Here is a 25,284-nt window from a genome sequence, read left to right as displayed (position 1 = left end):
TGGCGCCGGATTCACAGGCGCCCTAAACGAGCCGCACGCGGGGCGCGCGGCGATAAGAGCCCACGCTCGCGGCGCGGACTCAACCATTTTCACGCGTTCTTGCCAAGGCGCGAGACCTGGCAAGCGCGCGAGACGTCACACGAGTTCGCGGGCCAATGCGAAAGCGTGACGGAAGTCGAGGCAAAGCGGCTCGTCGGACGTCGCCATCTTCTTGAAGAGGCCGGATTCCGTGCCGTATTTGACGTTGCCGATCGCCAGCGCGCCGATGCCCAGCGCGCCATGAGGCGAAACCACGACGCCATTGTCGTGCAAACCGCAGCCTTCAACGCCCAGAGGCGGCACGGCGTTGACGTCGGCGGCGATCAGGAGATCCTTGGCGGCGGCGAGATCGTCCTTCGACAGCACCTGGACGCCGGCGCGCGCCGCGCACAGCGCGATTTCATGCTGGCGCAGCAATTCCCGAACTTGTTCTGGAGTGGAGCCGTCGGCAGGCGCCACCTTGATGTTAAAACGCTTGCACATTTCGTCGGCGAGCTTGGCGACACGCTCAAGGCCGCTATAGCCGACGACGGTGACTTCAGCGCCCTCGAGCGCCGAGATGACGGCGGCGGAATAGCCAACAACGCCCGTCGCCCCGTAGATGACGACTTTCGCGCCCTTGAGCTCGCGCTGTTTCTTTTCCCGCAGGATTTTTTCGACGCAGGCGACCATCGCGCCGGCGGTGGTGAAGGAGCCGTAGGGATCGGCGAAGAGCGACACTTCGAAGGGCTTGAGCAGCGCTTTCTTTGCCGTGTCCATCATGTCGAGCGCGAGCACGGCGTCGCGGCCGGCGAAAAAGATGCCGGTGCGCAGCGCCGCCGAAGGCGCGCGCGAGAACATCGCGTCCTGCACGAGCGCGGTGACTTCGTCGAGCGTGACATTGGTGTAAGGAATCGCCGCGTCATAGCCGGCGTCGAGGGCCATGTTCACATCGAAGGGGCTCATATGCTTCAACGTGCTGAGCATGTGCAGAATCGCTTTGGCCATTGAATCTCCCCAACCTTTCCCTCGATTTTCGCGTCTTACGCGGCCATAGGCGACGCGCGGCGGGAGACAGTCTCCAGCCCCTCGATCTCTCAATGATTCCGGCAAAACGAACGGCGCGCGGGCGCGCGCCTCGGCTCGCCCGGAGCGGTGGGAGGCTTAGAACCCAGAACGAAGCCGATGTCTAGAGGCGTGTGCGCCGCAGCGTGCGGCCCCATGGCGGCGGCTGTTGTTGACGGCGGCCGCGCTTTGCCTCTATAAGCCCCGCAATCGAGGCTCGGCGCAATCGGCGTCGCGCCTCGCTGTCTTTTTCACCCTCTGCTGGCGATCGCGGGCGACTGACGCCGCGGTCCATGCATGGAAGAATAGAGCGAAAGGAACCATTATGTCCCGCCGTTGCGAGCTGACCGGAAAGGGCGTGCAGTCCGGCAATCTCGTCAGCCATTCCAATCGGAAGACGAAGACCCGCTTTCTGCCCAATCTCGTCAATGTGACGCTCGCCTCAGAAGCGCTGGCGCGTTCGGTGCGGCTGCGCATCTCCGCGGCGGCGCTGCGGTCGGTGGAGCATCGCGGCGGGCTTGACGCTTTCCTCGCGAAGGCGAAGACCGAAGAGCTGTCGCAGAACGCCCGAACGCTCAAGCGCGAAATCGAGAAGAAGCAGGCGGCCGCGAGCGCTTAAAGCTTCGCCTTCTGTGTTGACATTTGGCCCCGTCGCCTTGCGGCGGGGCTTTTGTCGTTTTAGGCGCCCCCGAGTTTGCCGCGAACGTAATCGGCAAGGATGCCGATTACGCCAATGCGTTTGATCCATGCGAAACTGAGGGCCGATGGAGTTCAGCGCGGCTGCCCGATAACGCAGTTTCTACAAACTAGCGCGCCCAATCCCTCCCTTTACGGCGAAGGTGGTTCGCGAAGCGAACCGGGTGGGGTTTAAAGGGCCATAACGCCCCACCCGCTCGCCTTCGGCGAGCGACCTCCCCGCAAGGGGGGAGGTATGTGCGCTGTAGCTATGCACCGCCGAACTTTCCACGAACATAATCGGCGACAATGCCGATGACGCCAATACGTTTGATCCATACGCAAAACTGAGGGCCGATGGAGTTCAGCGCGGCCGCCCGATAACGCCACCGGGCACGGGAAAGCGGCATGCCAGCGTTTATGTCACTACGAAAATCCTCGTCCAAGCACTGCAAGAAGCTAGTGCGATATTTTGGCGTCGCGAAAAGGCCAACAAGAAATTCAGCAAGAACTGGCGGATTGAGAATCTCCACCCGGCTATCGCTCGCCAAATCAGTAGGGCACTGAAAGACGGCTGCGATCTTCTGAAAACTAGGTATTGGGCATGCCCATGTGATCCCCACTGCAATAGACGATGAAGCCAGAGTGCTCAACCCGAAGGCCCGACATCCAAAAATGCCAACAGCGTAGACAAATAGGGAAAACACAAATCTCCAAAGCCGCGGGGACAGATGTCTCGTAATCGCAACCGTCTCAACCGCCACTGGAACGCGGCGCATGATGAAGATAATCCTGTCAAGCATAGGCCCAGGCCCCTTCAATCTCGACGCCGTCGCGCATTGCATCAACTGCACGCAGGGACGCCTGTAAAGCGGACTGTCCTAGCGCAGTGATGATGAAATGCTGCTTCTTCCGCCCGCCGCGCGCCGCCGTCGCCTCGCCTTCACGGGAAGAAATCAGTCCCCGGTCTTCGAGCCGCTCCAGCACAGCGTAAATCGAGCCGAAGGAATATTCGCGATCCGTGCGCTTCTTGATTTCATCGCGGATCGAAACGCCATAGGCGTTAGGATGCTGAATCATGATGGCAAGCAGCGTCTGCTGCTCGGCGGTCGTCAACTCAGGGATTTTGGACAAGAAACGCTCCGCGATTCGATTTCTTCGCAAGATTGGAAGAAATCGAACACGGGGTCAAGCCCTCTCCTCACCCTCATGCTGAGGAGGCTCCGAAGGAGCCGTCTCGAAGCACGAGGGTGAGGAGAGGCAATATGTTTATCGAGTTTCCTCGTCCTTCGAGACGCGCGCGTTGCGCGCTCCTCAGGATGAGGAAACTCTTGGCCGCCCCTACCCTATATCCGGCCTAACCCCGCAGATCCGGCGGCGTCGCCTCATCGGACAACAACTTCAACGCCTCGTCGAGCGGCAGCTGCGTCTGCGCCTGCGAGCCGAGCCGGCGCATGGAGATCGTCCGTTCGGCCGCCTCCTTCTTGCCGGCGACGAGCAGCACGGGAACCTTCACGAGCGAATGTTCGCGCACCTTGTAGGTGATCTTCTCGTTGCGCGCGTCGACCTCGACGACAAGCCCGAGCTTTCGCGCCGCGGCGGCGACCTCATAGGCGTAGTCGTCGGCGTCCTGCGTGATCGTGCAGATGACGATCTGCAGCGGCGACAGCCACAACGGCAGATGTCCGGCGAAATGCTCGATTAGAATGCCGGTGAAGCGTTCGAGCGAGCCGAAGATCGCGCGATGGATCATCACCGGCGTCTTCTTCTCGCTGTCCGGCCCGATGTAATAGGCGCCAAAGCGCGACGGCAGGTTGAAGTCGACCTGCGTCGTGCCGCATTGCCACTCGCGGCCGATCGCATCGCGCAGCGTATATTCGAACTTGGGCCCGTAGAACGCGCCCTCGCCCGGATTAATGCCCGTCTTGATGCGTCCGCCCGAGCGCGCTTCGATTTCGCGCAAGACCCGCGTCATGATCGCCTCGGCTTCGTCCCAGGCCTCGTCGGAGCCGACGCGGTTCTCGGGACGCGTCGAGAGCTTCACGACCACTTCCTCGAAGCCGAAATCGGCGTAGGTCGACAGAATGAGATCGTTGATCTTGAGGCATTCTTCGGCCATCTGCGCTTCGGTGCAGAAGACATGCGCGTCGTCCTGCGTGAAGGCGCGCACGCGCAGCAGGCCATGCAGCGCGCCGGAGGGCTCATAGCGATGCACGACGCCGAACTCCGCCATGCGCAGCGGCAGATCGCGGTAGGACTTGAGGCCGTGTTTGAAGATCTGGATATGGCCGGGACAATTCATCGGCTTAATGGCGTACAGCCGATCTTCGTCCGTCTGCTCGCGCGCGGGCTGTGAGACGAACATGTTCTCGCGAAACCATTCCCAGTGGCCGGACGTCTCCCACAGCGACTTGTCGAGGAGCAGCGGCGCGTTGACTTCCTGGTAGTCGGCCTTCAAGCGACGGCGCATGTAGGAGATGACGTTCTGGAACAGCGCCCAGCCCTTCGGGTGCCAGAAGATCGCGCCAGGGCCTTCCTCCTGAAAATGGAAGAGGTCCATCTCGCGGCCTAAGCGGCGGTGATCGCGCCGTTCGGCTTCCTCCAGCCGGTGCAGATAGGCGTCGAGTTCCTCCTGCGTCGTCCAGGCCGTGCCGTAGATGCGCGACAGCATCGGCTTCGTCGAATCGCCACGCCAATAGGCGCCCGCGACCTTCATCAGCTTGAAAGCCGTGCCGACCTTGCCGACGGAGGGCATGTGCGGGCCGCGACAGAGGTCGAGCCACTGGCCCTGCCGATAGACGCTCAAGGGTTCATCGGACTTGATCGAGTCGATGAGTTCGCCCTTGAAAATCTCGCCCTTGGTCAGAAACCATTGCTTGGCGTCGTCGCGATCCCACACTTCGCGCGTGATCTTGGCGTCGCGCGCGACGATCTCGCGCATCTTCTTTTCGATCGCCGGCAGGTCTTCGAGCGTGAAGGGCTCGGCGCGGAAGAAATCGTAATAGAAGCCGTTCTCGATGACCGGGCCGATCGTCACCTGCGTGCCGGGATAGAGCTCCTGCACCGCCTCGGCCAGCACATGCGCCGCGTCGTGGCGGATGAGCTCCAGCGCGCGCGGATCTTCGCGCGTGACGAACTCGATCTTCGCGTCGCGCTCGATCGGTCTTGTCAGATCGACGAGCGCGCCGTCGAGCGTCATGGCGACGCTGCGCTTGGCGAGAGAGGGAGAGATGCTCTTGGCGATGTCGACGCCCGAAACGCCGGGCTCGAACTGACGGGACGCCCCGTCGGGGAATGTAACCGCTACCATAGTACGCTCCTGTCGCGCTCAGTCGCCGATACGAGTCGACGTAAGTCGCTTTGGATGAACGGCGCCTTCATAACGCCGCCCTCGCGCCGGCGCAAGCGTGTCTGAGGAGGAAGACGCGGCGCGCCTGGGAGCGTGTATTGCCTACCGGGCGCTTACCGGCAAGCAAGTCAAGGTTGAGCTAGCGCGCCTCTAGGACCGATACCGAGGCGCGCGCGATCGGAGACAGAGTCGCCCTAAAACCAGGGTAACCTCGCCGTAAGACAGCATGCCAAGAGCCGCGTTATTCAAACATGCGGCCCGTGTCGGCCTATCGACTAAAACCAGCGTCCTCGGCCGTACCAACCGCCGCCAAGGATGAGAAGAACAATAATAATGATGAGGAGCGTCTGCGTATCCATGATGTACATTCCCTTCAGTGCGATGGCTACGGCTTTGGCTTGTTCGCAAATGACCACGCCGAGATAGGCACATCATATGGGAGTCGCCGTCGGACAAAAAAGAAGTCGATGAATTACGTGACCAACCTGTCGCTGGATTCTTGGCGAGCAACCTAAGCCTTCAGCGCTCATCGCATGCGAAGTATTCCCGACAACAACTGCCCTGGAGACGCGCGGAAACCGCGAGGCGTGTGCTCGAGGAGTTCAAAATTGCGCCGACAGGGAAAGATCGTTGCGGGGAATTTTCAGAACGATGGCCGCACGCGTTGAAGACTCGTCAGCAGCACCTGAGCGGTGCAGCTGCGCGAGTCCATTCACTGTGCGGATCACTCAGGCCGGCATGACCAAGTGTATTGACTTCGTTTCGCCAATCTTGGGCCATGGGACTTTGATGCCAGCTGCCGACAGGAACATCTGCGCCACATAAAGAACGATGAACACCCCGACCAAAACGACGAGCACGTGAACAACTGTTCGAAATGGCTCCGCGAGAGGAATGACGCGGAGCAAGGTCGTCGCTGCCCACCAAAAAACCCCGATGATGATGACGAGAAAGATGAGTCCTATCAATGTTTCGATCATTGTGGCGTCTCCACCAAGTCGACTTTGCCCAAATGGCGGCCGGCCCTGCAGAAAATATGGACCTCTCTACCGTTCAGACAAGGCCAGCGATGGCGGTGAGCCGTTGTCGAATCGATGAGGACGGCGGCCAGACGCGCGGGAGCAATCGTTGAAATTGGCTCAGACCGGCGCCCCTCAATGCAGGGCTTGGAAGGGAGCGACATGAAAGCGGCGCGTCTCGGTTTGTGTCGCGCCACCATCCAGTCACGAGAATCCGAAGCGTGATCTGCGACCCGGGTGATGCGGCTCCCGCGTTTCGCTATGACCGCGCGTTTTTGTAATCGCGAGCGCTCAGGACGTCTTTCGCCATCAACTTTTGGGAGACCCGCGCGGGGGAAGGGCTAGTAGCTCGTCAGCCTTTTTGGCGTGTGAGCTTTGATAGGATGGCGCGCCCGAAAGGATTCGAACCTCTGACCCCCAGATTCGTAGTCTGGTGCTCTATCCAGCTGAGCTACGGGCGCCTGCTTCGCCATAGCCCCGATGCGTGAAACGGGCTATGGCGACGTGCCGGCTCGTTTACCGGCAAGCGACGCGAATGGCAAGAGCGCATTTACTTTCGCCGCGCGCAGCCTTGCGTCGACGTCGCAAGCATTTAGATAAAAGGCTCTAAGTGGGATTTATAATGGAAACGTTCCTGTCGGATGGCGTCGAGATAGCCTATGTGGATTTCGAGCCTTTAACGGAAGATCGCGGCGAACCGATCGTCCTCGTGCATGGCTTCGCCTCGACCCATGCCGTGAACTGGCTGTTCACGCAATGGGTCAAGACGCTGACTGAAGACGGCCGCCGCGTCATTGTCTTCGACAATCGCGGCCATGGTCGCTCCGCCAAGCTGTACGATCCGGCGCAATATAGTCTCGACCTGATGGCCGCCGACATCGTGCATCTGCTCGACCATCTGTCGATCCCGCGCGCCGACGTCATGGGCTATTCGCTCGGCGGACGCATCGGCACGGTGCTGGCGCTGACGGCGCCCGAGCGCGTGCGCTCCTTGATCCTCGGCGGCATCGGCGAAAATCTCATCGAGAACTCCGGCCTGCCGCGTGGCCTCGCCGAAGCCATGGAGATTGAGCGCATCGAGGACATCGACGATTCGACTCTCAAAATCTTCCGCGGCTTCGCCGAATCCACCCGCAGCGACCTCGCCGCCCTCGCCGCCTGCGTGCGCGGCGCCCGCAAGTCCGTCGAGCCAGAGTCGCTCGCGCGCATCACCGCGCCGGTGCTGATCTGCGTCGGCACGCGCGACGACGTCGCCGGCGACCCGCTCCCGCTGGCCGAGTTCTTCCCCAATGCCCGCGTGGTCGATATTCCCGGCCGCGACCACAACCGGGCCGTCGGCGACAGGATCTATAAGCAGGCGGTGCTGGAGTTCCTGGATACGCGGCCTTAACGCTCGCGGGCGGGCGCCCGTGCTATTGTCCCAGCGCTCCGCTATATCATTGCCTGACCAAGGAGGGGCGGATGGGCGCCGAAACGCGCGAACTTGGCGCGAAGATCATCGACTTCGCCCAAAATGACCCTCTGTTCGCGCGGCTGCGCGCGGAGGCGGAGGACGTGCTGCGGCGCGAACCGGAGCTCGGCGGCTTCCTGCATCCGGCGATCCTGTCGCAGAACGGCGTCTTGGGCGTCGTCGCGCATCGGGTGGCGCAGCGCCTCGACCGGCCGGAGGCGCCCTATATCGCGATCCGCCAGGCGTTCGAAGAATGCGCCGCGCGCGAACCGGGATTGGTCGAGGCGTTCCGCGCCGACCTGCTCGCCGTGCTTGAGCGCGATCCCGCCTGCACGAGGCTGATCGAGCCGGCGCTGTATTTCAAAGGCTTCCATGCGCTGCAGACCTATCGTCTGGCGCATTGGCTGTGGAAGAACGGCCGCAGCGACTTCGCCCTCATCCTGCAGAGCCTGTCGTCGCAGACCTTCCAGGTCGACATCCACCCCGCCGCCGTGATCGGCAAGAGCATTTTCATCGATCACGCGACCGGCCTCGTCATTGGCGCGACCAGCGTCGTCGAAGACGAAGTGTCGATGCTGCATGGCGTGACGCTCGGGGGCACCGGCAAGGCGCGCGGCGACCGCCATCCCAAGGTCAGGCGCGGCGTGCTGATCGGCGCCGGCGCGAAGGTCCTCGGCAATATTGAGATCGGCCGCTGCGCCATGATCGCCGCGGGTTCCGTGGTGCTCGACCCGGTTCCCGCCAACAAGACCGTCGCTGGCGTGCCGGCCCGGATCGTCGGCGAGGCGCGCTGCGCTGAGCCGGCGCTTGCCATGGATCAGATGCTGGCCTATCTCGACGCCGGCATGTGAAGGCGGAGTTGACCTTGAGCAAAATTCTCCTGGGCTTTGCGCTCGTTTTTGTCGCGGCGTCGTTGCTATCTTCACGCGCCGCGTTGGGCGCCGGCTGGCATTATTACGACCCGGAATGCCCGATCGATCTTGGCGGCAAGTCGATGAAATTCGTCGCCATGCAGCCCAAGAAGAATGTCGACCGGGAGTGCATCGCGCTGCCCGACGTCGGCCCCAGCGTCATCGTGCTCGACGCCGCCGACAATGAATTGCGCGACATGAATTGGGACATCCGCATCCTGCGCGGCAAGGGGCCGAACGGCGACGCCGACCCGGAAGCCGATATCGTCGGCCGCCTGCCGGTGCAGAAGTTTCGCAACGGCATGGTGAATTTCGACCAGAATTTTAAAGAGCCCGGCGAATACGTGCTCTACGCCAAGCTCACGAGCGACGACGGCGCCAAGAGCTTTGAGGGACGGCATCCGTTCTCGGTCGGCCTGATGACGGAAGAGGAATTTTATCTCTACATCGCCTTCGGCGTTTTCGTCCTCGTCGCCGGCGGCGTCGCCTTCACGCTCTGGCGCCAGGGCAAGCTGGGATTCAAGATCCCGGATTTTTCGAAACCACAGTAGGCCTGTCCACTATCAGCGCCGCGAGGGTGAAGGTCCCGCGCCGCGGGTGAAGTAAGGCCTCGGCAGGCCGGCATTCCGCCAAAGGAAAATCGGGCAAACTGGACGCCTCTTCGCGCAAGAGGCCCCCTTGCCAAATGCGATCGACAGGCAAATCCTCGATGCGGACCGGGCTTGGCCGGTCCGGGACGTGAAGCGCGGAATGACCTGCGACCTTGAGAAAAATGTGGAGCGGGTGCGACCACGCGGGAGCTCCAGTGGAGAAACGCCGCCCGCGGATTCGGTGGAAGCGCGGGCGTTAAATCCCTGGCTGGTCGTCGCCTTGGTCTCCATCGGCGCGTTTCTCGGTCAATTCGATGCGAGCGTGGTTCAACTGGCTTTGCCCACGCTCGGCAAGACCTTTGACGCCTCGCTGGAGACGGTGAGCTGGGTGGCTTTGGCGTATCTTGTGTCATTCGCCTCATGCCTGCCGATCTTCGGACGGCTCTGCGACATGTTCGGCAGGAAGTCGCTTTACCTCATCGGATATTTACTGTTCGTGTTTGCGAGTTCGTTGTGCGGTCTCGCCTCGGACATCGATTGGCTGATCCTGTTCCGCGTTCTTCAGGGCGTCGGCGGCTCCTTGCTGGGCGCAAACAGCATCGCAATACTGGTTAGCTCGGTTGGCAAGGACCAGCAGGGCCGGGCGTTGGGGTTCTTTGCCGCCGCCCAGGCGGTCGGAATGAGCGCCGGGCCGGCGGTCGGCGGTTTGCTTCTCGCTTCGCTGGGGTGGCGCTGGCTGTTCTGGGTTTGCGTTCCTATTGGCATTATCGCTGCGGCGATCGGATGGCTTGCGCTTCCCCAGACGAAAGTCCTCAACGAAAGAGCGACGTTCGATTGGCGCGGCGCCTTGCTTCTGGGCCCTGCCCTGATCTGTCTCGTGCTCGTTCTCAATCAGGTCTCGGCATGGGGCGCCGCCTCCCCCGCGACCCTCTTTCTTATCGCGCTGTCCGTCGTGCTGATGGCGCTTCTCGTGCGACAGGAGCGCGGCTCTCCCTCGCCGCTTGTCGACCTCCGGCTATTCCAGAGCAAGGGATTTTCCTTTGGCGCGATCGCCGTCCTTCTCGGCTACGCAATGCTTTACGGGATGTTTTTTCTCATATCGTTTGCGCTGGAGCATGGATATGGGGATAGCCCGCTGGCGGCCGGCCTGAGGTTGGCGATCATTCCCGTCGCCCTCGGCGTGACCGCTCCATTCGGCGGCTCGCTCAGTGATCGGCTGGGCGCGCGCATGCTCAGCGGCGCCGGCATGACGCTCTGCTGCGTCGCTCTGGCGGTTCTGGGTTTCGCGATCGTGAGCCAGAGCGCGAGCCGCACTCCCGACGCTGTCGCGTTCGCCTTGTTCGGCGCGGGCCTGGGCGTTTTCATCGCGCCCAACAATCACGCCACGATCAATGCAGCCCCGAAACATCTTGCGGGACAGGCAGGCGCGATGCTGAATCTCATGCGCGTCCTGGGCACGAGCATCGGCGTTGCGAGCGCTTCCTCGACATTGTCCTGGGGTATCCAGCTTGTGACCGGTTCCTACGGAGACTGGAAGTCGTTCCCGGGCTCCACGACGCTCTACGCCGTCGACATCGGGCTGGTGATGCTCGCCTGCATGGCCGCCGTCGCGGGGCTCATATCCGTGCTGCGGCCTGTCGAAGAGAAGGCGAGCTAGACGAGGGATCACCCAAACCGATTATTCCTCGGAAACCCTCTCGGCGGCAGTCGTCCCGCTTCGGCACGATGGCCGATCCAGTCCTTGAGTTCCGCCTTGTCGATCGTGAACACGCGGTTCGAGGCGTCCGTCCATGTGAGGCCGTCCTTCAGCGCGAAAACCTTCGCGTCCGCGACGCCGCCGTCCTTGTAGCGCTGCATGCGCACGCCCTTGCCGCGCGCCATGCGCGGCGCTTCGATCAAGGGAAACACCAGGAGCTTTCTATTCTCGCCGATGATGGCGATGTGGTCGCCCTCCGCCTGCGTCACGATCTTCAATATAGAGGGCGGCTCGACGTTGAGCGCCGCGCGTCCCTTGCGCGTCGACGACAAGAGATCATCCTCGCTCACGACGAAGCCGCGCCCGTCATTCGTCACCAGCAGCAGCGCGGCGCCCGCGACATGCGGCAGAACGGCGACGACGTCGGCGCCTTCCTCGATCTCGGCGAAGAGCCGGATCGGCTCGCCATGTCCGCGCCCGCCCGGAAGTTTCGACGCGTCTAACGTATAGGCCTTGCCGTTCGAGGCCAGCGCCAGGATTTTCGACGTCGTCTGCGCGAAGAAGGAGGCGCCGAGTTCGTCGTCGCCCTTGAACTGCAGGCTCGAGAGATCCTGCACATGACCCTTCAGCGCGCGAATCCAGCCCTTCTTCGAAACGACGATGGTCACCGGCTCGCGTTCGATCATCGCCTCGGCGAGGTCGAGATCAATCGGCTCTGGCGCGTCCTCAAATGTCGTGCGCCGCTTGCCCTTCGGCGTCTGCGGGCCGTAGGTTTTCTTCAGCTCGCGCACCTGCCAGGCGATGGTCTTCCACTGCTTGTCCTCATCGGCGAGCAGCGCCTCGATGTCCTTGCGCTCGGCCGAAAGCTCGCCGAGTTCCTTCTTCAGCTCCATTTCTTCGAGCCGGCGCAGAGCGCGCAGCCGCGTGTCGAGAATGTATTCGACCTGCAAATCGGTCAGCTTGAACGTCTTTTTCAGCTCGCCCTTCGCGTCGTCCTCTTCGCGGATGATGCGGATCACCTCATCGAGATTGAGGAAGACGATGACCATGCCTTCCAATTGCTCGATGCGCCGAACGATCGCGGCGAGGCGATGGCGCGAGCGGCGCTGCAGCACGGTCCGGCGATGGTCGAGCCATTGCCTTAAGGCTTCGTCGAGCGAAACGACGCGTGGCGTCACGCCGTCGACGAGCACATTCATGTTCATCGGAAAACGCGTTTCGAGCTCGGAGAGCTTGAACAAAGTCTCCATCATCAGCGCCGGATCGACCGTGCGCGCGCGCGGCTCGAAGACGATGCGCACGTCTTCCGCCGATTCATCGCGCACATCGGCGACGAGCGGCAGTTTGCGCTCGGAGATGAGTTCGGCGAGCCGTTCGATGAGGCGCGACTTCTGCACGCCATAAGGGATTTCCGTGACGACGGCGACCCATCCGCCGCGCGGCAGCTCCTCTTTCATCCAGCGCGCGCGCACACGAAACGAGCCGCGCCCGGTGCGATAGGTCTCGATAATCTCGTCGCGCTTGTCGACGATGATGCCGCCCGTTGGAAAATCCGGCCCCTGCACGAAAGTCAGCAGCTGTTCGGCGGTCGCCTTGCGGTGGGAGATGAGATAGAGCGCCGCGTCGCACAGCTCGGCGAGATTATGCGGCGGAATGGACGTCGCCATGCCGACGGCGATCCCCTGCGCGCCATTGGCGAGCAGATTGGGCAGCGCCGCGGGCAGCACCACCGGCTCCTTCTCCTCGCCGGAATAGTTGGGGATGAAGTCGATCGCGTCTTCGTCGATGCCTTCCAGAAGAGAGCGCGCGACCGCCGTCATGCGCGCCTCGGTGTAGCGATAGGCGGCCGCCGAATCGCCGTCGACATTGCCGAAATTGCCCTGCCCGTCGACGAGCGGATAGCGAGAGGAGAAATCCTGCGCGAGGCGCACCAGCGCGTCATAGATCGCCTGATCGCCATGCGGGTGGAACGAGCCCATCACGTCGCCGACGATCTTTGCACATTTCTTGAACGGCGCGCCGGGATCGAGGCGAAGAATATGCATCCCGTAAAGGATGCGTCGGTGCACGGGTTTAAGCCCGTCGCGGGCGTCGGGCAGCGCGCGGCCGGTGATGGTCGAAAGCGCGTAACGCAGATAGCGCTCCTCGAGCGCCTCGCGCAGATCGACGGGCGCAATTACGCTAACATCGCTTGCGCCCTTGCCTTTTCCCGTTCCCGCGCCGCCTTTTTGCGCCATGTCAAAAACCCGATTCTGCCTTTGCGATCGGTACTATGGCCGCGCGGGCGTCGGCGCAAGCGAAGGATTTCGAAGCGGCTCTTTAACTCTGAAAAGACGTCGTCGACGTATCGACTGCGTTTTGTGCGGCATTGTAACAAATAAGGTCTTGCGGGCGACGCGTTTCGTCCTTTAGAAGGCTGCCAAGCGATGGCGCGGATCGGCGCGGTCGAATTTTCGCCGGTTTTCCGCGGCTTTCAAAACATGGCGTCCATGAAGAAACTGTTTTTGGCGCTCATCTCGGCGCTGCTTGTCACCTCCGCCTCCTTCGCCTTGGATAGATCGACGGTCTCCGGTCCGACGGTCGCCGCGCGGGACCGCGCGCTTCAGGCGCGCGACGCTGACGAAGACATGCAGGCGATCTGCCGCGAGGTGCTCGTCGACATCGATCAGGGCTACGGCGTCAGCAGCCATGAATCGCGTTATATTTGCGGCGACAAGCGCCGCTAACCGATCCGCCGACGACTCATCTACGCCGCTGCGTTTTTCGCTCTCTCACACCACGCGCAAAAGAGCGCCAACGTAAAGTTCGCGCGCCGCCGGCAGCGCGACGCCGCGCGGCTTGAGCACGTCGCGCGTCAGGAAATATCCGGTCAATCGGAACGCGGCGATGAGATCGGCCTGCTCCGCCACAATGCTCTCATGCTGAAGAAAGTCGGGATAGGGCAGGAGTTTGTCGCGCCACGGCGCGCCGGCGGCGCGGCTCACCGCGCGGCCCGATTTCGGCGACACATAGGCGAGATCGTCCCTCGCGCCGGTCAGCGCGCAGGCGTTGAGATCGAGCCCGAAGCCGAGCGCGCCGAGCAGCGCAAGTTCGAATCGCGCCAACATCGTCGCGGCGCCTTCGGCGCCGCGAATGTCGCCGAACAACGCCGCAATGGCGTCGGCCATTTCGAACAATTCCTCATGGGGGTCGCGCTCCGGCAGCAGACGCAGCAACGCGCAGAGCGAGACGACGCCATGGAGCGCCGCGGCGCGGTCGAGGAAATAGGCGGCGCGGGCGACGAGCGGCTCGACCGTCAAGGCGCCGAGATGATCCTCAAGACGCGCCCGCCACTGCGCCGCGACGAGATTGCCGGGCTGCAGAATCGGACGGAGCCGGCGCGAGCGACCGCCGCGCACGAGACCAAGATGGCGGCCGTGTCCACGCGTCATCACCTCGAGGATGACGGAAGTTTCGCCATGCCGACGCGCGCCGAGAATAAGAGCGTCGTCGCGCCATTCCATATCAGGCTCACACTTCGGAAAGCTTCATATCCGGCCTGTAATCTAAGCCTTCGACATCCTTGATCAAAGCCTGGCCGCAAATCACCCGGTTTTGCGTCGGGTCGAAGGTGAGCGACGGCGATCCGTGGAGTCGCCAGCCGAGGCTCAACGCTTCCGTGACGCGATGGCAAAACGCCGCGTCGTCGGGCCCGGTGAGAAAACGATAGGCGGTCATCGCCTTGCGTTCGTTCGACATTCAATTCTCCAGCGCCGCGCGAATCACCTGACCTTGGCCGATATTATTTCCCCTTGGGAAAATCGAGGCGCATCTCGCGATAGCGCTCCGGGTCGTCGGCCCAATTTTCCCGGACCTTCACGAACAGGAAGAGATGCACCGGCTGTTCGGCGGCCTCGGCGATCTCCCGGCGCGCCGCCTGACCGATGGCCTTGATGGTGCGGCCGCCTTCGCCGATGACGATCTTTTTCTGGCTGTCGCGCGCGACAAAAATCGTCTGCTCGATGCGCGCCGAGCCGTCCTTCTGATTGGTCCAGGAGTCGGTCTCGACCGTCGACTGATAAGGCAATTCGTCGTGCAGCCGCTCATAGATCTGCTCGCGGGTGATTTCCGAGGCGAGCAGCCGCAGTGGCGCGTCCGAGAGCTGATCCTCGGGATAGAGCCAGGGCGATGGCCCCATGCGCTGCGCGAGCGCTTTGCGCAGATCGCCGACGCCGTCGCCTTTCAGCGCCGAGATCATGAACGTTTCGTCGAATTTTTCGCGCGCGTTGAGCGTTTGCGCCAGCGCCAGCAGCCTTTCGCGGGGAATGAGATCGATCTTGTTCAGGACGAGGAGCTTGGGCGCCTTGGCGTGCTGAAGCTGCGTCAGTATCGCGTCCACTTCTTCGTCGATCCCCTTGCGGGAGTCGATGAGCAGCGCAATCACGTCGGCGTCGGCGGCGCCGGAGAGCGCGCTCGCCACCATGGCGCGATCGAGCCGCCGCTTGGGCTTGAAGATGCCCGGCGTGTCGACGAGGATGATCTGCGCCGCGCCCTCGATGGCGATGCCGCGAATAAGCGCCCGCGTCGTCTGCGCCTTGCGCGAGACGATCGAGACCTTGGCGCCGACAAGTTGATTAAGCAGCGTCGACTTGCCGGCGTTGGGCGCGCCGACCAGCGCCGCGAAGCCGCAGCGCGTATCTTCTCGCGCCAATTCGTCGTCGCCGCTCATGTATCGCCCTTCCCTGTGGCCGCGTCCTCGCGGGCCAGAAATGCCGCCGCAGCGGCCTGTTCCGCGACCCGTTTCGAGGCGCCCGATCCGGGCGCCGCCGCAAATCCCTGCACCTCCACGACGACCTCGAAGAAGGGCGCGTGGTCCGGTCCGCTGCGGGCGACGAGCCGGTAGCGGGGCGTGGCGAGGCCGCGCGCCTGAGCCCATTCCTGCAAGGCGGTCTTCGCGTCGCGCAAATCCTGGCCGCTCGCCGCCATACGGTCGCTGAACGCCTTGCGAACGATATGTTCGGCCGCAGCGGCGCCCCCGTCGAGAAAGGCGGCGCCGATGATCGCTTCGCAAATGTCGCCGAGCAAGGCGCGTTTGCCGCGTCCGCCGGTCTGGGCCTCGCCCTCGCCGAGCCGCATCGCGGCGCCAACGCCCCAGACTTCGGCCACCTCGGCGCAGGTTTCCTTGCGCACCAGCGCCGCGAGGCGGCGCGACAGCTCGCCTTCGCTCTCGTTTGGAAAGGCGTCATAGAGCATGTGCGCCACGGCGAGGCCGAGCACGCGGTCGCCTAAAAACTCCAGCCGCTCGTAAGAATCGCGCCGGGCCGGGGACGCGCTGACATGCGTCAGCGCGCGGCCGAGCAGCGCCGGATCGGCGAAGTCATGTCCGATACGCGCTTGTAGATCAGCGAGCCCCGCGTCGCGGCTGCGCGTCATGTCACGCCTGTGCGTCCGATCAATGAACGGGCCGGAACAGCCGGTCCCAACGCACGGACCAAGGCCAGCGCCAGAAGGCGAGCGCCGATTCGTCCTTCCTGACCGAGAAGAAGATGATCTCGGCGCGGCCCACGAGATTGACGAAGGGCACGAAACCGACGCCGCCAAGCTCTGGCGCGATGCGCGAATCGGTGGAGTTGTCGCGATTATCACCCATCATGAAATAGTGATCGGGCGGCACCACGAACAGATCGGTGTTGTCGTTGATGCCGTGATCGCCCTCGATTTCGATGATCGTATGTTCGACCGCGGGATGATCGCCGTTGCCGGGGAGCGTCTCCTGGTACGTCGTCACGGGGACTTCGCGGCCTTCGCGGTTCTCCGTCACTTCCTTTTCGAGCGGCGTGCGGGGCACGATGACGCCGTTGATATAGAGCCGGCCGTCGATGACCTGGATGCGGTCGCCGGGAAGGCCGATGACCCGCTTGATATAGTCGGTCTCATTGTCCCGCGGCAGCTTGAAGACGATGACGTCGCCGCGGTTGGGGGGCGACGCCAGAATGCGGCCGGAGAAGATGTCGGGGCCGAACGGCATCGAGTAATTCGAATAGCCATAGGCGTATTTCGACACGAAAACGTAATCGCCGATCAGCAGCGTCGGGATCATCGAGCCCGAAGGAATATTGAACGGCTGAAAGAGCAGCGTGCGAATGACAAGCGCGATCGCCAGCGCCTGAAGGATGACCTTGATGGTTTCGAGAACCCCGCCCTCTTCGCGTTTTTCAGCCACCGGAACGTTCCTGCTCAAGCCGACTCACTCCTCATGCATTGGGGCGGCGTCGGCCCGCCCGGCCGCCCGGCTTAACACGCTAAAGCTTCCATGAGAACCTTCGCCCGAGCCAAAGAATAGCCCCGGGCCGGCGTCAAATGGATGACCGCCCGCCACCTTAGCGCGCTCAGCCGGCGCGTCTCCGCCCGATCGGGATTAACGCTAACGCCGCGCCTGCGCTTGCGCTCCGCCGGCCGCGCCGCGCCTTGGCCCTAGAAGGCTTGCGCCCGGCCCTGCTCCATCGCCTCCCGCATCCGCCGGATCGCCTCCGCGAGCCCGACGAATATCGCCTCGCCGACGAGAAAATGGCCGATGTTGAGTTCGACGATCTGCGGCAAGGCGCTCACGCGGCGCGCCGTTTCATAATCGAGGCCGTGGCCGGCGTGAATTTCGAGGCCGAGGGCGGCGCCATAGGCGGCGGCTTCGGCGACCCGCGCGAATTCCGCCTCGGCCCGGCCCATATCCCCGACCTCGACGGCGTGGCACCAGGCGCCCGTATGGAGCTCGACGACCGGCGCCTTGACCGAAACGGCGGCGTCAATCGCCTCTGTCGACGGCTCGATGAACAGCGACACGCGCACGCCTTCCCGCGTCAGCTGATCGACGTAAGGCAAGAGGTAGTCGTGCTGGCCGACGACGTCGAGGCCGCCCTCGGTCGTGCGCTCGGTGCGCTTTTCCGGCACGAGACAGACGGCGTGCGGCGCCGTCGCGACGGCGATGTCGAGCATCTGCTCGGTCGCCGCCATCTCGAAATTGAGCGGCTTCGAAATCGCCGCCTTCAGCCGCGCCATGTCCGCGTCATTGATGTGACGGCGGTCTTCCCGCAGATGCGCGGTGACGCCGTCGGCGCCGGCCTCGATGGCGAGCAGCGCCGCGCGAACGGGGTCGGGCCGCGGACCGCCGCGCGCGTTGCGGACGGTGGCGACATGATCGACGTTAACGCCGAGGCGGAGGGGCGGCGAAGTCATTGCGCTCTATAGCGCGCGGGCGGACGGTTTGTCATTGGGCGCGCGGCTGGCGCGGCGGCGCAAAGAGCAATTTCAGTCAGGAAGCCGGCCGTCGCGATTGCTACGATGCAAAAATGGAGACCAGGACAAGACGAAAGGAACCTGACTATGCGCGACGCATCAATCGCGTGCTGGATTACATCGACAAGCATCTCGACGAAGAACTTACCATCGACGTGCTGAGCGACGTCGCGAACTTTTCAAAATTCCACTTCCATCGGCAATTTTCCCAGAACTGCGGGATTAGCCTCTCACGCTACATCCAATTCATGAGGCTCAAGAGAGCCTCTTATCGACTGGCGTTTAATCCGACCGCGCCGATCATCGACGTCGCGTTGGATTCGGGATTCGAGAATCCAGAATCCTTTTCCCGCGCCTTCAAAGCCGCGTTCGGCCAGACGCCCAGCGCGTTTCGCAAGAAGCCGGATTGGACGTCATGGAGCGCGCGATCTCGAATAAGCCTCCCACCCAGTGAAAGGACGAAAGACATGGACGTAAAGATCATCGACGTCGAACCCGTATTGGTCGCGGCGCTCGAACATCGCGGCGCGCCGGCGCTGCTCAACGATTCAGTGCAGCGCTTCATCGCCTGGCGAAAATCGTCCGGGCTTTCTCCGATCAGGCAATGCGAAACCTACGGCGTGCCTTATAACGACCCCAACACGACGCCGCCCGAGGAGTTCCGCTTCGACATTTGCGGCTCGGCGCCGGCGCCGGTTCCCGCCAATGAACAGGGCGTCGTCACGAAGACGATCCCGGGCGGCCGCTGCGCCATGACGATCCATGCCGGTTCTCGCGACCGGATCGATGAGAGCGTTTACGCGCTCTATCGGGATTGGCTGCCGCAATCGGGAGAGGAATTACGGGATTTCCCGGTCTATTTTCACTATCTGAACCTTGATCACGATACGCCCGAACATCGCCATTTGACCGAGATCTATCTGCCGCTCAAATAGGGCTCTGATTGCCTTGCCAACAATTCGTCGGCATCGCAATATTCGAGGCCCTAATTTATGAGTTTCGGCTTCATGCCTTCGCGCGCTATTTTCGTCGCGGTCTTGATGGCCTTCGTGACCAGCGCCAATTCGGCGCTGGCTCATTCTCCGTATTTCTCGAAAGCGGAAAAAATCACGCTTCCCAGCGGAAAATCGGGCGAACTACGCCTGGTGCATGGCGACGGCATCTTCTGGGTAGACCCTATTCGGGTCCTCGCATTGGATGAAGAGGGGCGGATGATCGCGCGCAGCCCGCCGTCGCCAAGCATGGCCCTCTCATGTCTAAACACCCGATGTCGCGTGTTCGATCCCGCTGAAGGCGCTGTCCTCGAACTCGATCCCTCGACATTCCGCATCGGCGCGGTGGTCCCGGCGATCGACAATGCTGACCACGATCTAAACTGGGAGTTTTACGGAAACGACAATGAGAGCTGGGGTTGGCGCTGGCGGAAAGCCGACTTCTTAGAATCGATCTGGGGAAATTTGGCGCTCGCGCACCGCATCGGCATGAGCATTGGTTTCACGATCATTGCCGGCGCTATCGCCGGACCAGTCTTACGCGCCGCCTTCAAACGGAAACCGACGGTTGATCGGCCGATCCTGATCATGTCGATGGCGCGCCTTATCCGGCGTCTTATGTTAATTATGACGAGTTCTGCGTTGGTATTCACTAGCTTCTTGCTTGCTATCATCGGATCTGGCGCCACTTTGGCGCTATGGACGGCCTCTCTCATCGGAGGCGCAGCCGTTACAATGACGATTTCGGCGGTTCTTCGCGGGATGGAGGAAGACGAGCAACCGCCGTCGGCTATCACGCGGTAGCCGCACGCCTCACCCAATCATCCTTTCGACCTTGCTCACCAAAGCGCTCGCGCGCAGCCGCGTGACGACGCCGTTCAGATGTTTCAGATCGGCGACTTCAAGATCGAAGGTCATTTCGCGGAAATCCGGCGAATGCGCCTTGAAGCTGATGTTGTCGATATTGGCGCCGGTCTCGCCGATGAGCGTCGCCAGCGCGCCGAGCGAGCCCGGCTCATTGATCGCGGTCACGACGATGCGAACGGGAAACAGCGCCGAAGAACCAGCTTCGATATCCCAGCGCACGTCGAGCCAGCGTTCGGGCTGGTCGTCGAAGGCGGTGAGCGACGGCGACTGGATCGGATAGATGGTGATGCCTTCGCCGGGCGTGAAAATGCCGACGATGCGGTCGCCCGGCACGGCGCCGCCGTCGGGCGCGAAACGCACCGGCGCGTCGCCGCGCAGCCCGCGAATCGGAATCGCGCCGCCGCCTTCGTCTTTCGCGCCGGGCGCCTTGAAGACGACATTGGCGTTCGCCTTGACGCCGAACCAACCCGGCTCGCCGGGTCGGATGGCGGCGGGCCCGGCTTTGCGCTCTTCGCTGAAATCCGGATAGACCGCCTTGACGACGTCGCCCGAATAGATTTCGCCGCGGCCGACGGCGGCGAGCGCGTCTTCAACCGACGGCCGCGCGAGCCTGGTCAGCGCCGCCTTCAGTTTCTCTTCGCTCCACACGCGCCCGGCGCGCTCGAAGGCGCGTTCAACGATCTGGCGGCCGAGCCCGGCATATTGCTGGCGCACCGCGTCGCGCGTCGCGCGTCGGATCGCGGCGCGCGCCTTGCCGGTCGCCACCGCGCCCTCCCAGGCGGCCGGGGGAACATGCCCCTCGGCGCGGATGATCTCGACCTCGTCGCCGTTTTTCAGCTGCGACAACACCGGGCCGACGCGTCCGTTGATCTTCGCGCCAACGGCTGAATCGCCGAGCTTCGTGTGTACGGCGTAGGCGAAATCGATCGGCGTCGCGCCGCGCGGCAGCGCGATCAATCCGCCCTTCGGCGTGAAGCAGAACACCTGATCTTGAAAGAGTTCGAGCCGCGTGTGCTCGAGAAACTCCTCGGGATTGTCGCCATGCGCGAGGAGATCGAGCGTTTCCTGCAGCCAGCGGAAGGCGCGGCTTTCCTTGGCGAGCTGCTCGCGGCCATGCGCGCCGACCGCGTCCTTGTAGAGCGCATGCGCGGCGATGCCGAAGCGCGCGATCTCATGCATTTCGGCGGTGCGAATCTGAAGTTCGACGCGCTGGTGGCCAGGACCGATCACCGTCGTATGGATCGAACGATAGTCGTTCTGTTTCGGCGTCGAGATGTAATCCTTGAAGCGGCCGGGGACGTTGGGCCACTTGGTATGCACGACGCCGAGCGCGCGATAGCAATCCTCCACCGCCCCGACGATGATCCGAAAGCCGAAGATGTCGGACAATTGCTCGAAGGAGATCGACTTGCGCTCCATCTTGCGCCACACCGAAAAGGTCGTCTTCTGCCGTCCGGTGACCGCCGCGGTGATGCCGCGCGCCTCGAACTCCTTGGTGAGCTCGTCCTCGATGCGCTTGATGATGCGTCCGTTCTTCGCGCGTAGATCGTGCAGCCGCTGCTCGATGGTCTGATGCGCTTCCGGCATCAAATGCCGAAAGGCGAGGCCCTCGAGCTCCTCGCGCAGGCGCTGCATGCCCATGCGGCCGGCGAGCGGCGCGTAGATGTCGAGCGTCTCCTGAGCGATGCGCGCGCGCTTTTCCTGCGGGACGAAATGCAGCGTGCGCATATTGTGCAGGCGGTCGGCGAGCTTGACGAGCAGCACACGCACGTCTTCGGCGACGGCGAGCAGCAATTTGCGGAAGTTCTCGCCCTGCCGCGCCTGCTTGGTGACGAGATCGAGTTTTTCGATCTTGGTCAGGCCCTCGACGAGTTTGCCGATCTGTTCGCCAAACAGCCGGTCGATCTCTTCGCGCGTGGCGTCGGTGTCTTCGAGCGTATCGTGCAGAACGGCCGCGACGATCGTCGCGTCGTCGAGCTTCAGATCGGTGAGGATCGCGGCGACTTCGAGCGGGTGGGAAAAATAAGGGTCGCCGGAGGCGCGGGTTTGCGCCCCGTGCGCCTTCATCGCGTAGACATAGGCCCGGTTTAGCAAATCCTCATCGACGCGCGGGTTATACTTCCGCACGCGTTCGACAAGCTCATACTGACGCATCATGCGCGTGGCGCCAATGACCGGTTATGCGCCGACCCGGCCGCCGCCCAAGCGTAAATTCCACGCAAAAGGCAAGCGAGCGGCGCCGGAGCGGCGAGTGTGTCGGCGAGAATAGCGCAGGCCGGCCGCCATGACCAACGACCATGACAAACAACCATGACCAACGGCGACGAGGCGCCAAGGCGCGGGTCGGCAGGAGAGGTCGCGGCGGAGCGCGTCGTGAACGCCCCGCCAGCGGGGATCGGGCGAACCTACTCCGCTTCGTCCTCGACCTCTGCGGGCGGCACAAGCCCTTCGAGTCCACGCAGCAGGTCTTCTTCCGTCATCCGGTCGAACTGGCCCTCGCCTTCGAGTTCGCCGGGGACCGCAGGGGTCAAGGCCGGCGCCGCTTCGGCCTCCGGCTCGTCGACTTCGACGTGATGCTGCAGCGAGTGGATGAAATCCTCGGAAAGGTCTTCCGGCGCGAGCGCCGATTCAGCGATCTCGCGCAGGGCGACCACGGGATTTTTGTCGCGGTCGCGATCGACGAGGATCGGCTGACCAGACGAGATGTTTCGCGCCCGATGCGCCGCGAGAAGGACAAGGTCGAAGCGATTTTCGATCTTGTCGACGCAATCTTCGACAGTAACGCGCGCCATCTGCTGTCAAGCTCCATTCGGTTCGGGAGTAGCGCTGATACGCCAATTAGGAAAATTAGGCAATAATCTCTTAGCTCTAGACGCGCGGCCGTTTTTTTTTGACGCTGCTGAGCCAATTTTTTCTAGAAAATGCCCAATCATCGCCCCGTAAAAAAACGGAGTTCCTCTTGACGCTGTGACATGGAGAGGCGATGTATTTGCTAGAGACGCGTGCGGCGCTTTTCAAAGATGGCTCTGAATAGCCGGCGAATGCAGCGAGAACGGCGCAATCGCTAATTGTAATTTAGGCGCCGAACATTGAGATTGAGCGAAACGCCGTACTGCGGGTTTGACGGCGTTAGCCGGCGCCGCCCGCGTTTAACACCTTAACCCGACCGCGAGACTAAGATGGCAGATATCGAACGAACTGCGTTGTTCATTGACGGCGCGAACTTGTACGCGACCGCGAAATCGCTTGGATTCGATATTGATTATAAGCGCTTGCTCCGCGAATTCCAGGGCAAGGGCCGCCTGATCCGCGCGTTCTACTACACTGCTCTGATCGAGGATCAAGAGTATTCGTCGATCCGTCCTCTGATCGATTGGCTGGATTACAACGGTTATGCAGTCGTGACCAAGCCGACGAAGGAGTTCGTCGATTCGCTCGGGCGCCGCAAAGTCAAAGGCAATATGGACATCGAGCTGGCTGTCGACGCCATGGAGATGGCCGGGCATATCGACCACATGGTCCTGTTCTCCGGCGACGGCGACTTCCGGTCGCTGGTCGAGGCCGTGCAGCGGCGCGGCGTCCGGGTTTCGGTCATTTCGACGATCACCACCCAGCCGCCGATGATCGCTGACGAATTGCGTCGCCAAGCCGACGAATTCATCGACCTTATCCATCTTGTGGGCAAGATCGGCCGAGATCCGGGCGAACGCGCCGAGCGCATGCAGCGGTATCAGGAGCGCCCTCGTCCCGCGCCACAAGCGGCTCACGCCGAAGAAGAAGACGGCGAGTGACCGAAAGGTCCAGACGGAAATCCTAAGGTTCGGCGTCTCGATATCGGGGCGCCGAATTTTTGTAAGTCGGGTCAGCCGCGCGCGCGCAACAACCGACCTTTTTCGCGGCTCCAGTCGCGCTTTTTTTCGACTTCACGTTTATCGTGCAGCTTCTTGCCCTTTCCCAGGGCGATTTGCAGCTTGGCCCTGCCCTTGGCGTTGAAATAGAGCTTCAGCGGCACGATCGTCATGCCTTCGCGCTCGATAGCCTGCGAGAGCTTGGCGAGCTCCCGCGACTTGAGCAGCAGTTTGCGCGGCCGCTTCGGCGGATGGTTGAACCGGTTGCCGGCGAGATATTCGGGAATGTTGGCGTTGACGAGCCATGCCTCGCCTTGGCGATCGACATGGGCGTAGCTTTCCGCGATTGTCGCTTTGCCCGTGCGCAGCGACTTCACCTCAGTGCCCGTCAGCGCCAGTCCAGCTTCGAAAATTTCGCCGATTTCATAATTGTAGCGCGCCTTGCGGTTGTCCGCGACGACCTTGAAATTCGGATCCGGCTTTGCGGCCACTGATTTTCCTCAAAGCGTCTCGATGAAGGAGAGACGCGCATCTGGCGCCTTAGGCGGGGAGCACGCCGGCGTGGATCATCGCCGCGCGTATGCGATCCTTCGTCGGTTGCGTGCACGGCACCAGAGGAAGACGCACCTCTTCTTCAGCCTTGCCCAGAAGCGACAGCCCGTATTTCGCGCCCGTGACGCCGGCCTCAACAAAGGTCGCGACATGCAGCGGCGTCAGCTTGTCCTGAATCTCCAGCGCCTTGGCGTAATCGCCGGCAAGACAGGCGTTCTGCAGATCGGCGCAAAGCCGCGGCGCGATGTTGGCGACGACCGAGATGCACCCATGCGCGCCCGCCGCCATGCAGGCGAGGGCCGTGAGATCGTCGCCCGAAAGCTGGATGAAATCCGGGCCCATCGCCGCGCGTTGAAGCGAAATGCGGCCGATGTTGCCCGTGGCGTCCTTCACGCCGACGACATTCCTCAACTCGGCGCAGCGCTTCATGGTCTCGACGCTCATATCGATGACCGAGCGCGGCGGGATATTGTAGATGATGATGGGAATCGAGACGGCGTCGTTGATCGCCTTGAAGTGCAGATAAAGCCCTTCCTGGTTGGGCTTATTGTAATAAGGCGTGACGATGAGGAGCCCATCGGCGCCCGCGCGCTCTGCATGGCCGGCGATGGCGATCGCCTCGCGAGTATTGTTCGAGCCCGCGCCGGCGACGACCGGCACGCGCCCTCGCGCGGCGCGGATCGTCTCGGTGATGACGCGCCCATGCTCCTCATGGCTCAGCGTCGGGCTCTCGCCCGTCGTGCCGACGGGCACGAGGCCGTGCGTTCCATTTTCAATCTGCCAATCAATCAGCGCGCGTAGTGCGTCATAATCGACCTCTCCATGGGAAAACGGCGTGACCAGGGCCGTCATCGACCCATGAAAAATCGGCTTTACGCTCATAAATCAATGCTTTCCCTACGCCTCAGAGCCGCCGTAATCGCGTCGCTAAGATTGAATGCCCTTCATAGCCGTTGGGCTGCGTCGAGGAAAGCCCCACGCCA

Annotated in this window: 25 protein-coding genes and 1 tRNA gene; 9 read left to right on the top strand and 17 right to left on the bottom strand. The window is 62.5% G+C overall.

Features of this window, described 5'->3' with window-relative positions:
- Nucleotides 1–135 precede the first annotated feature (135 nt).
- Nucleotides 136–1,026 (bottom strand): NAD(P)-dependent methylenetetrahydromethanopterin dehydrogenase, encoded by an 891-nt coding sequence (locus tag IYX23_RS06915; protein WP_196394686.1) that lies wholly within the window; start codon nt 1,024–1,026, stop codon nt 136–138.
- A gap of 382 nt (nt 1,027–1,408) precedes the next feature.
- Between IYX23_RS06915 and rpmB the strand changes: the two genes are divergently transcribed.
- Nucleotides 1,409–1,702, top strand: a complete 294-nt coding sequence (rpmB, locus tag IYX23_RS06910; protein ID WP_029651098.1) for a 50S ribosomal protein L28 — start codon at nt 1,409–1,411, stop codon at nt 1,700–1,702.
- 325 nt (nt 1,703–2,027) lie between these two features.
- On the opposite strand, the gene IYX23_RS06905 is transcribed toward rpmB, so the two are convergent.
- The 5 genes from IYX23_RS06905 to IYX23_RS06885 all read right to left on the bottom strand — a co-directional run bounded on the left by IYX23_RS06905 (nt 2,028) and on the right by IYX23_RS06885 (nt 6,587).
- Nucleotides 2,028–2,291 (bottom strand): hypothetical protein, encoded by a 264-nt coding sequence (locus IYX23_RS06905; protein WP_196394687.1) that lies wholly within the window; start codon nt 2,289–2,291, stop codon nt 2,028–2,030.
- Between the two features lie 262 nt (nt 2,292–2,553).
- A complete protein-coding gene (locus IYX23_RS06900; RefSeq protein WP_196394688.1) occupies nt 2,554–2,892 on the bottom strand; it encodes a helix-turn-helix transcriptional regulator in 339 nt (112 codons plus the stop codon).
- Nucleotides 2,893–3,115: 223 nt separating this feature from the next.
- On the bottom strand, nt 3,116–5,068 hold the full coding sequence (gene thrS / locus IYX23_RS06895; RefSeq protein ID WP_196394689.1) for a threonine--tRNA ligase: 1,953 nt from the start codon (nt 5,066–5,068) through the stop codon (nt 3,116–3,118).
- 767 nt (nt 5,069–5,835) lie between these two features.
- Nucleotides 5,836–6,087 (bottom strand): hypothetical protein, encoded by a 252-nt coding sequence (locus IYX23_RS06890; protein ID WP_196394690.1) that lies wholly within the window; start codon nt 6,085–6,087, stop codon nt 5,836–5,838.
- 423 nt (nt 6,088–6,510) lie between these two features.
- Nucleotides 6,511–6,587: transfer RNA gene (locus IYX23_RS06885), tRNA-Arg, on the bottom strand.
- A 161-nt stretch (nt 6,588–6,748) separates the two neighbouring features.
- Between IYX23_RS06885 and IYX23_RS06880 the strand changes: the two genes are divergently transcribed.
- From IYX23_RS06880 to IYX23_RS06865, 4 genes are all read left to right on the top strand, one after another.
- Nucleotides 6,749–7,516, top strand: a complete 768-nt coding sequence (locus IYX23_RS06880; RefSeq protein WP_018409697.1) for an alpha/beta hydrolase — start codon at nt 6,749–6,751, stop codon at nt 7,514–7,516.
- Between the two features lie 71 nt (nt 7,517–7,587).
- Nucleotides 7,588–8,427: a serine O-acetyltransferase gene (cysE, locus tag IYX23_RS06875; RefSeq protein ID WP_196394691.1), complete on the top strand. Its 840-nt coding sequence runs from the start codon at nt 7,588–7,590 to the stop codon at nt 8,425–8,427.
- A gap of 14 nt (nt 8,428–8,441) precedes the next feature.
- Nucleotides 8,442–9,038 carry a hypothetical protein gene (locus IYX23_RS06870; protein WP_246716547.1) on the top strand — a complete coding sequence of 199 codons (597 nt, stop codon included), beginning with the start codon at nt 8,442–8,444 and terminating at the stop codon, nt 9,036–9,038.
- 199 nt (nt 9,039–9,237) lie between these two features.
- Nucleotides 9,238–10,734 carry a DHA2 family efflux MFS transporter permease subunit gene (locus tag IYX23_RS06865; protein WP_196394693.1) on the top strand — a complete coding sequence of 499 codons (1,497 nt, stop codon included), beginning with the start codon at nt 9,238–9,240 and terminating at the stop codon, nt 10,732–10,734.
- Nucleotides 10,735–10,742: 8 nt separating this feature from the next.
- Here IYX23_RS06865 and parC read toward each other — a convergent pair whose 3' ends face one another.
- Nucleotides 10,743–13,010, bottom strand: coding sequence for a DNA topoisomerase IV subunit A (parC, locus tag IYX23_RS06860; protein WP_196394694.1), 2,268 nt, complete (start codon nt 13,008–13,010; stop codon nt 10,743–10,745).
- A 189-nt stretch (nt 13,011–13,199) separates the two neighbouring features.
- Here parC and IYX23_RS06855 point away from each other — a divergent pair, with 189 nt between their 5' ends.
- A complete protein-coding gene (locus IYX23_RS06855) occupies nt 13,200–13,499 on the top strand; it encodes a hypothetical protein (RefSeq protein ID WP_196394695.1) in 300 nt (99 codons plus the stop codon).
- Nucleotides 13,500–13,544: 45 nt separating this feature from the next.
- Here the strand turns inward: IYX23_RS06855 and recO are convergent, their stop codons facing one another.
- The 6 genes from recO to IYX23_RS06825 form a co-directional block, all read right to left on the bottom strand.
- Complete coding sequence (recO, locus tag IYX23_RS06850) at nt 13,545–14,276, bottom strand: DNA repair protein RecO (protein ID WP_196394696.1); 732 nt, start codon at nt 14,274–14,276, stop codon at nt 13,545–13,547.
- A 7-nt stretch (nt 14,277–14,283) separates the two neighbouring features.
- Complete coding sequence (locus IYX23_RS06845) at nt 14,284–14,490, bottom strand: DUF1737 domain-containing protein (protein ID WP_026223201.1); 207 nt, start codon at nt 14,488–14,490, stop codon at nt 14,284–14,286.
- Nucleotides 14,491–14,554: 64 nt separating this feature from the next.
- Entirely contained in the window at nt 14,555–15,481 is a 927-nt protein-coding gene (gene era, locus IYX23_RS06840; RefSeq protein WP_196394697.1) for a GTPase Era, read from the bottom strand.
- A complete protein-coding gene (rnc, locus tag IYX23_RS06835) occupies nt 15,478–16,185 on the bottom strand; it encodes a ribonuclease III (protein WP_124739016.1) in 708 nt (235 codons plus the stop codon). Before rnc ends, era begins: the two co-directional genes overlap by 4 nt.
- Before the next feature lie 19 nt (nt 16,186–16,204).
- Nucleotides 16,205–16,975, bottom strand: coding sequence for a signal peptidase I (gene lepB, locus IYX23_RS06830; protein ID WP_196394778.1), 771 nt, complete (start codon nt 16,973–16,975; stop codon nt 16,205–16,207).
- 251 nt (nt 16,976–17,226) lie between these two features.
- Complete coding sequence (locus IYX23_RS06825; RefSeq protein ID WP_196394698.1) at nt 17,227–17,982, bottom strand: pyridoxine 5'-phosphate synthase; 756 nt, start codon at nt 17,980–17,982, stop codon at nt 17,227–17,229.
- 113 nt (nt 17,983–18,095) lie between these two features.
- Between IYX23_RS06825 and IYX23_RS06820 the strand changes: the two genes are divergently transcribed.
- Both IYX23_RS06820 and IYX23_RS06815 read left to right on the top strand, forming a co-directional pair.
- On the top strand, nt 18,096–18,977 hold the full coding sequence (locus IYX23_RS06820; protein WP_196394699.1) for an AraC family transcriptional regulator: 882 nt from the start codon (nt 18,096–18,098) through the stop codon (nt 18,975–18,977).
- 57 nt (nt 18,978–19,034) lie between these two features.
- The gene (locus tag IYX23_RS06815; RefSeq protein ID WP_196394700.1) at nt 19,035–19,838 is read left to right on the top strand and encodes a hypothetical protein; all 804 of its coding nucleotides are present in this window, start codon (nt 19,035–19,037) and stop codon (nt 19,836–19,838) included.
- A 9-nt stretch (nt 19,839–19,847) separates the two neighbouring features.
- Here IYX23_RS06815 and IYX23_RS06810 read toward each other — a convergent pair whose 3' ends face one another.
- Entirely contained in the window at nt 19,848–22,058 is a 2,211-nt protein-coding gene (locus tag IYX23_RS06810; RefSeq protein ID WP_196394701.1) for a bifunctional (p)ppGpp synthetase/guanosine-3',5'-bis(diphosphate) 3'-pyrophosphohydrolase, read from the bottom strand.
- Between the two features lie 248 nt (nt 22,059–22,306).
- A complete protein-coding gene (gene rpoZ / locus IYX23_RS06805; RefSeq protein ID WP_196394702.1) occupies nt 22,307–22,693 on the bottom strand; it encodes a DNA-directed RNA polymerase subunit omega in 387 nt (128 codons plus the stop codon).
- Nucleotides 22,694–23,080: 387 nt separating this feature from the next.
- On the opposite strand from rpoZ, the gene IYX23_RS06800 reads away from it, so the two are divergent.
- Nucleotides 23,081–23,692 carry an NYN domain-containing protein gene (locus IYX23_RS06800; protein WP_196394703.1) on the top strand — a complete coding sequence of 204 codons (612 nt, stop codon included), beginning with the start codon at nt 23,081–23,083 and terminating at the stop codon, nt 23,690–23,692.
- Between the two features lie 71 nt (nt 23,693–23,763).
- On the opposite strand, the gene smpB is transcribed toward IYX23_RS06800, so the two are convergent.
- Together smpB and dapA are read right to left on the bottom strand one after the other, a co-directional pair.
- A complete protein-coding gene (smpB, locus tag IYX23_RS06795; RefSeq protein ID WP_196394704.1) occupies nt 23,764–24,240 on the bottom strand; it encodes an SsrA-binding protein SmpB in 477 nt (158 codons plus the stop codon).
- Between the two features lie 49 nt (nt 24,241–24,289).
- Nucleotides 24,290–25,183, bottom strand: coding sequence for a 4-hydroxy-tetrahydrodipicolinate synthase (dapA, locus tag IYX23_RS06790; protein ID WP_196394705.1), 894 nt, complete (start codon nt 25,181–25,183; stop codon nt 24,290–24,292).
- Nucleotides 25,184–25,284: the final 101 nt, after the last annotated feature.

It is taken from the genome of Methylocystis sp. L43 (genome assembly GCF_015709525.1).
Lineage (GTDB): Bacteria > Pseudomonadota > Alphaproteobacteria > Rhizobiales > Beijerinckiaceae > Methylocystis.
Note: the sequence above shows the minus strand (reverse complement) of the source record. Positions and strands in the feature narration are given on the sequence as shown.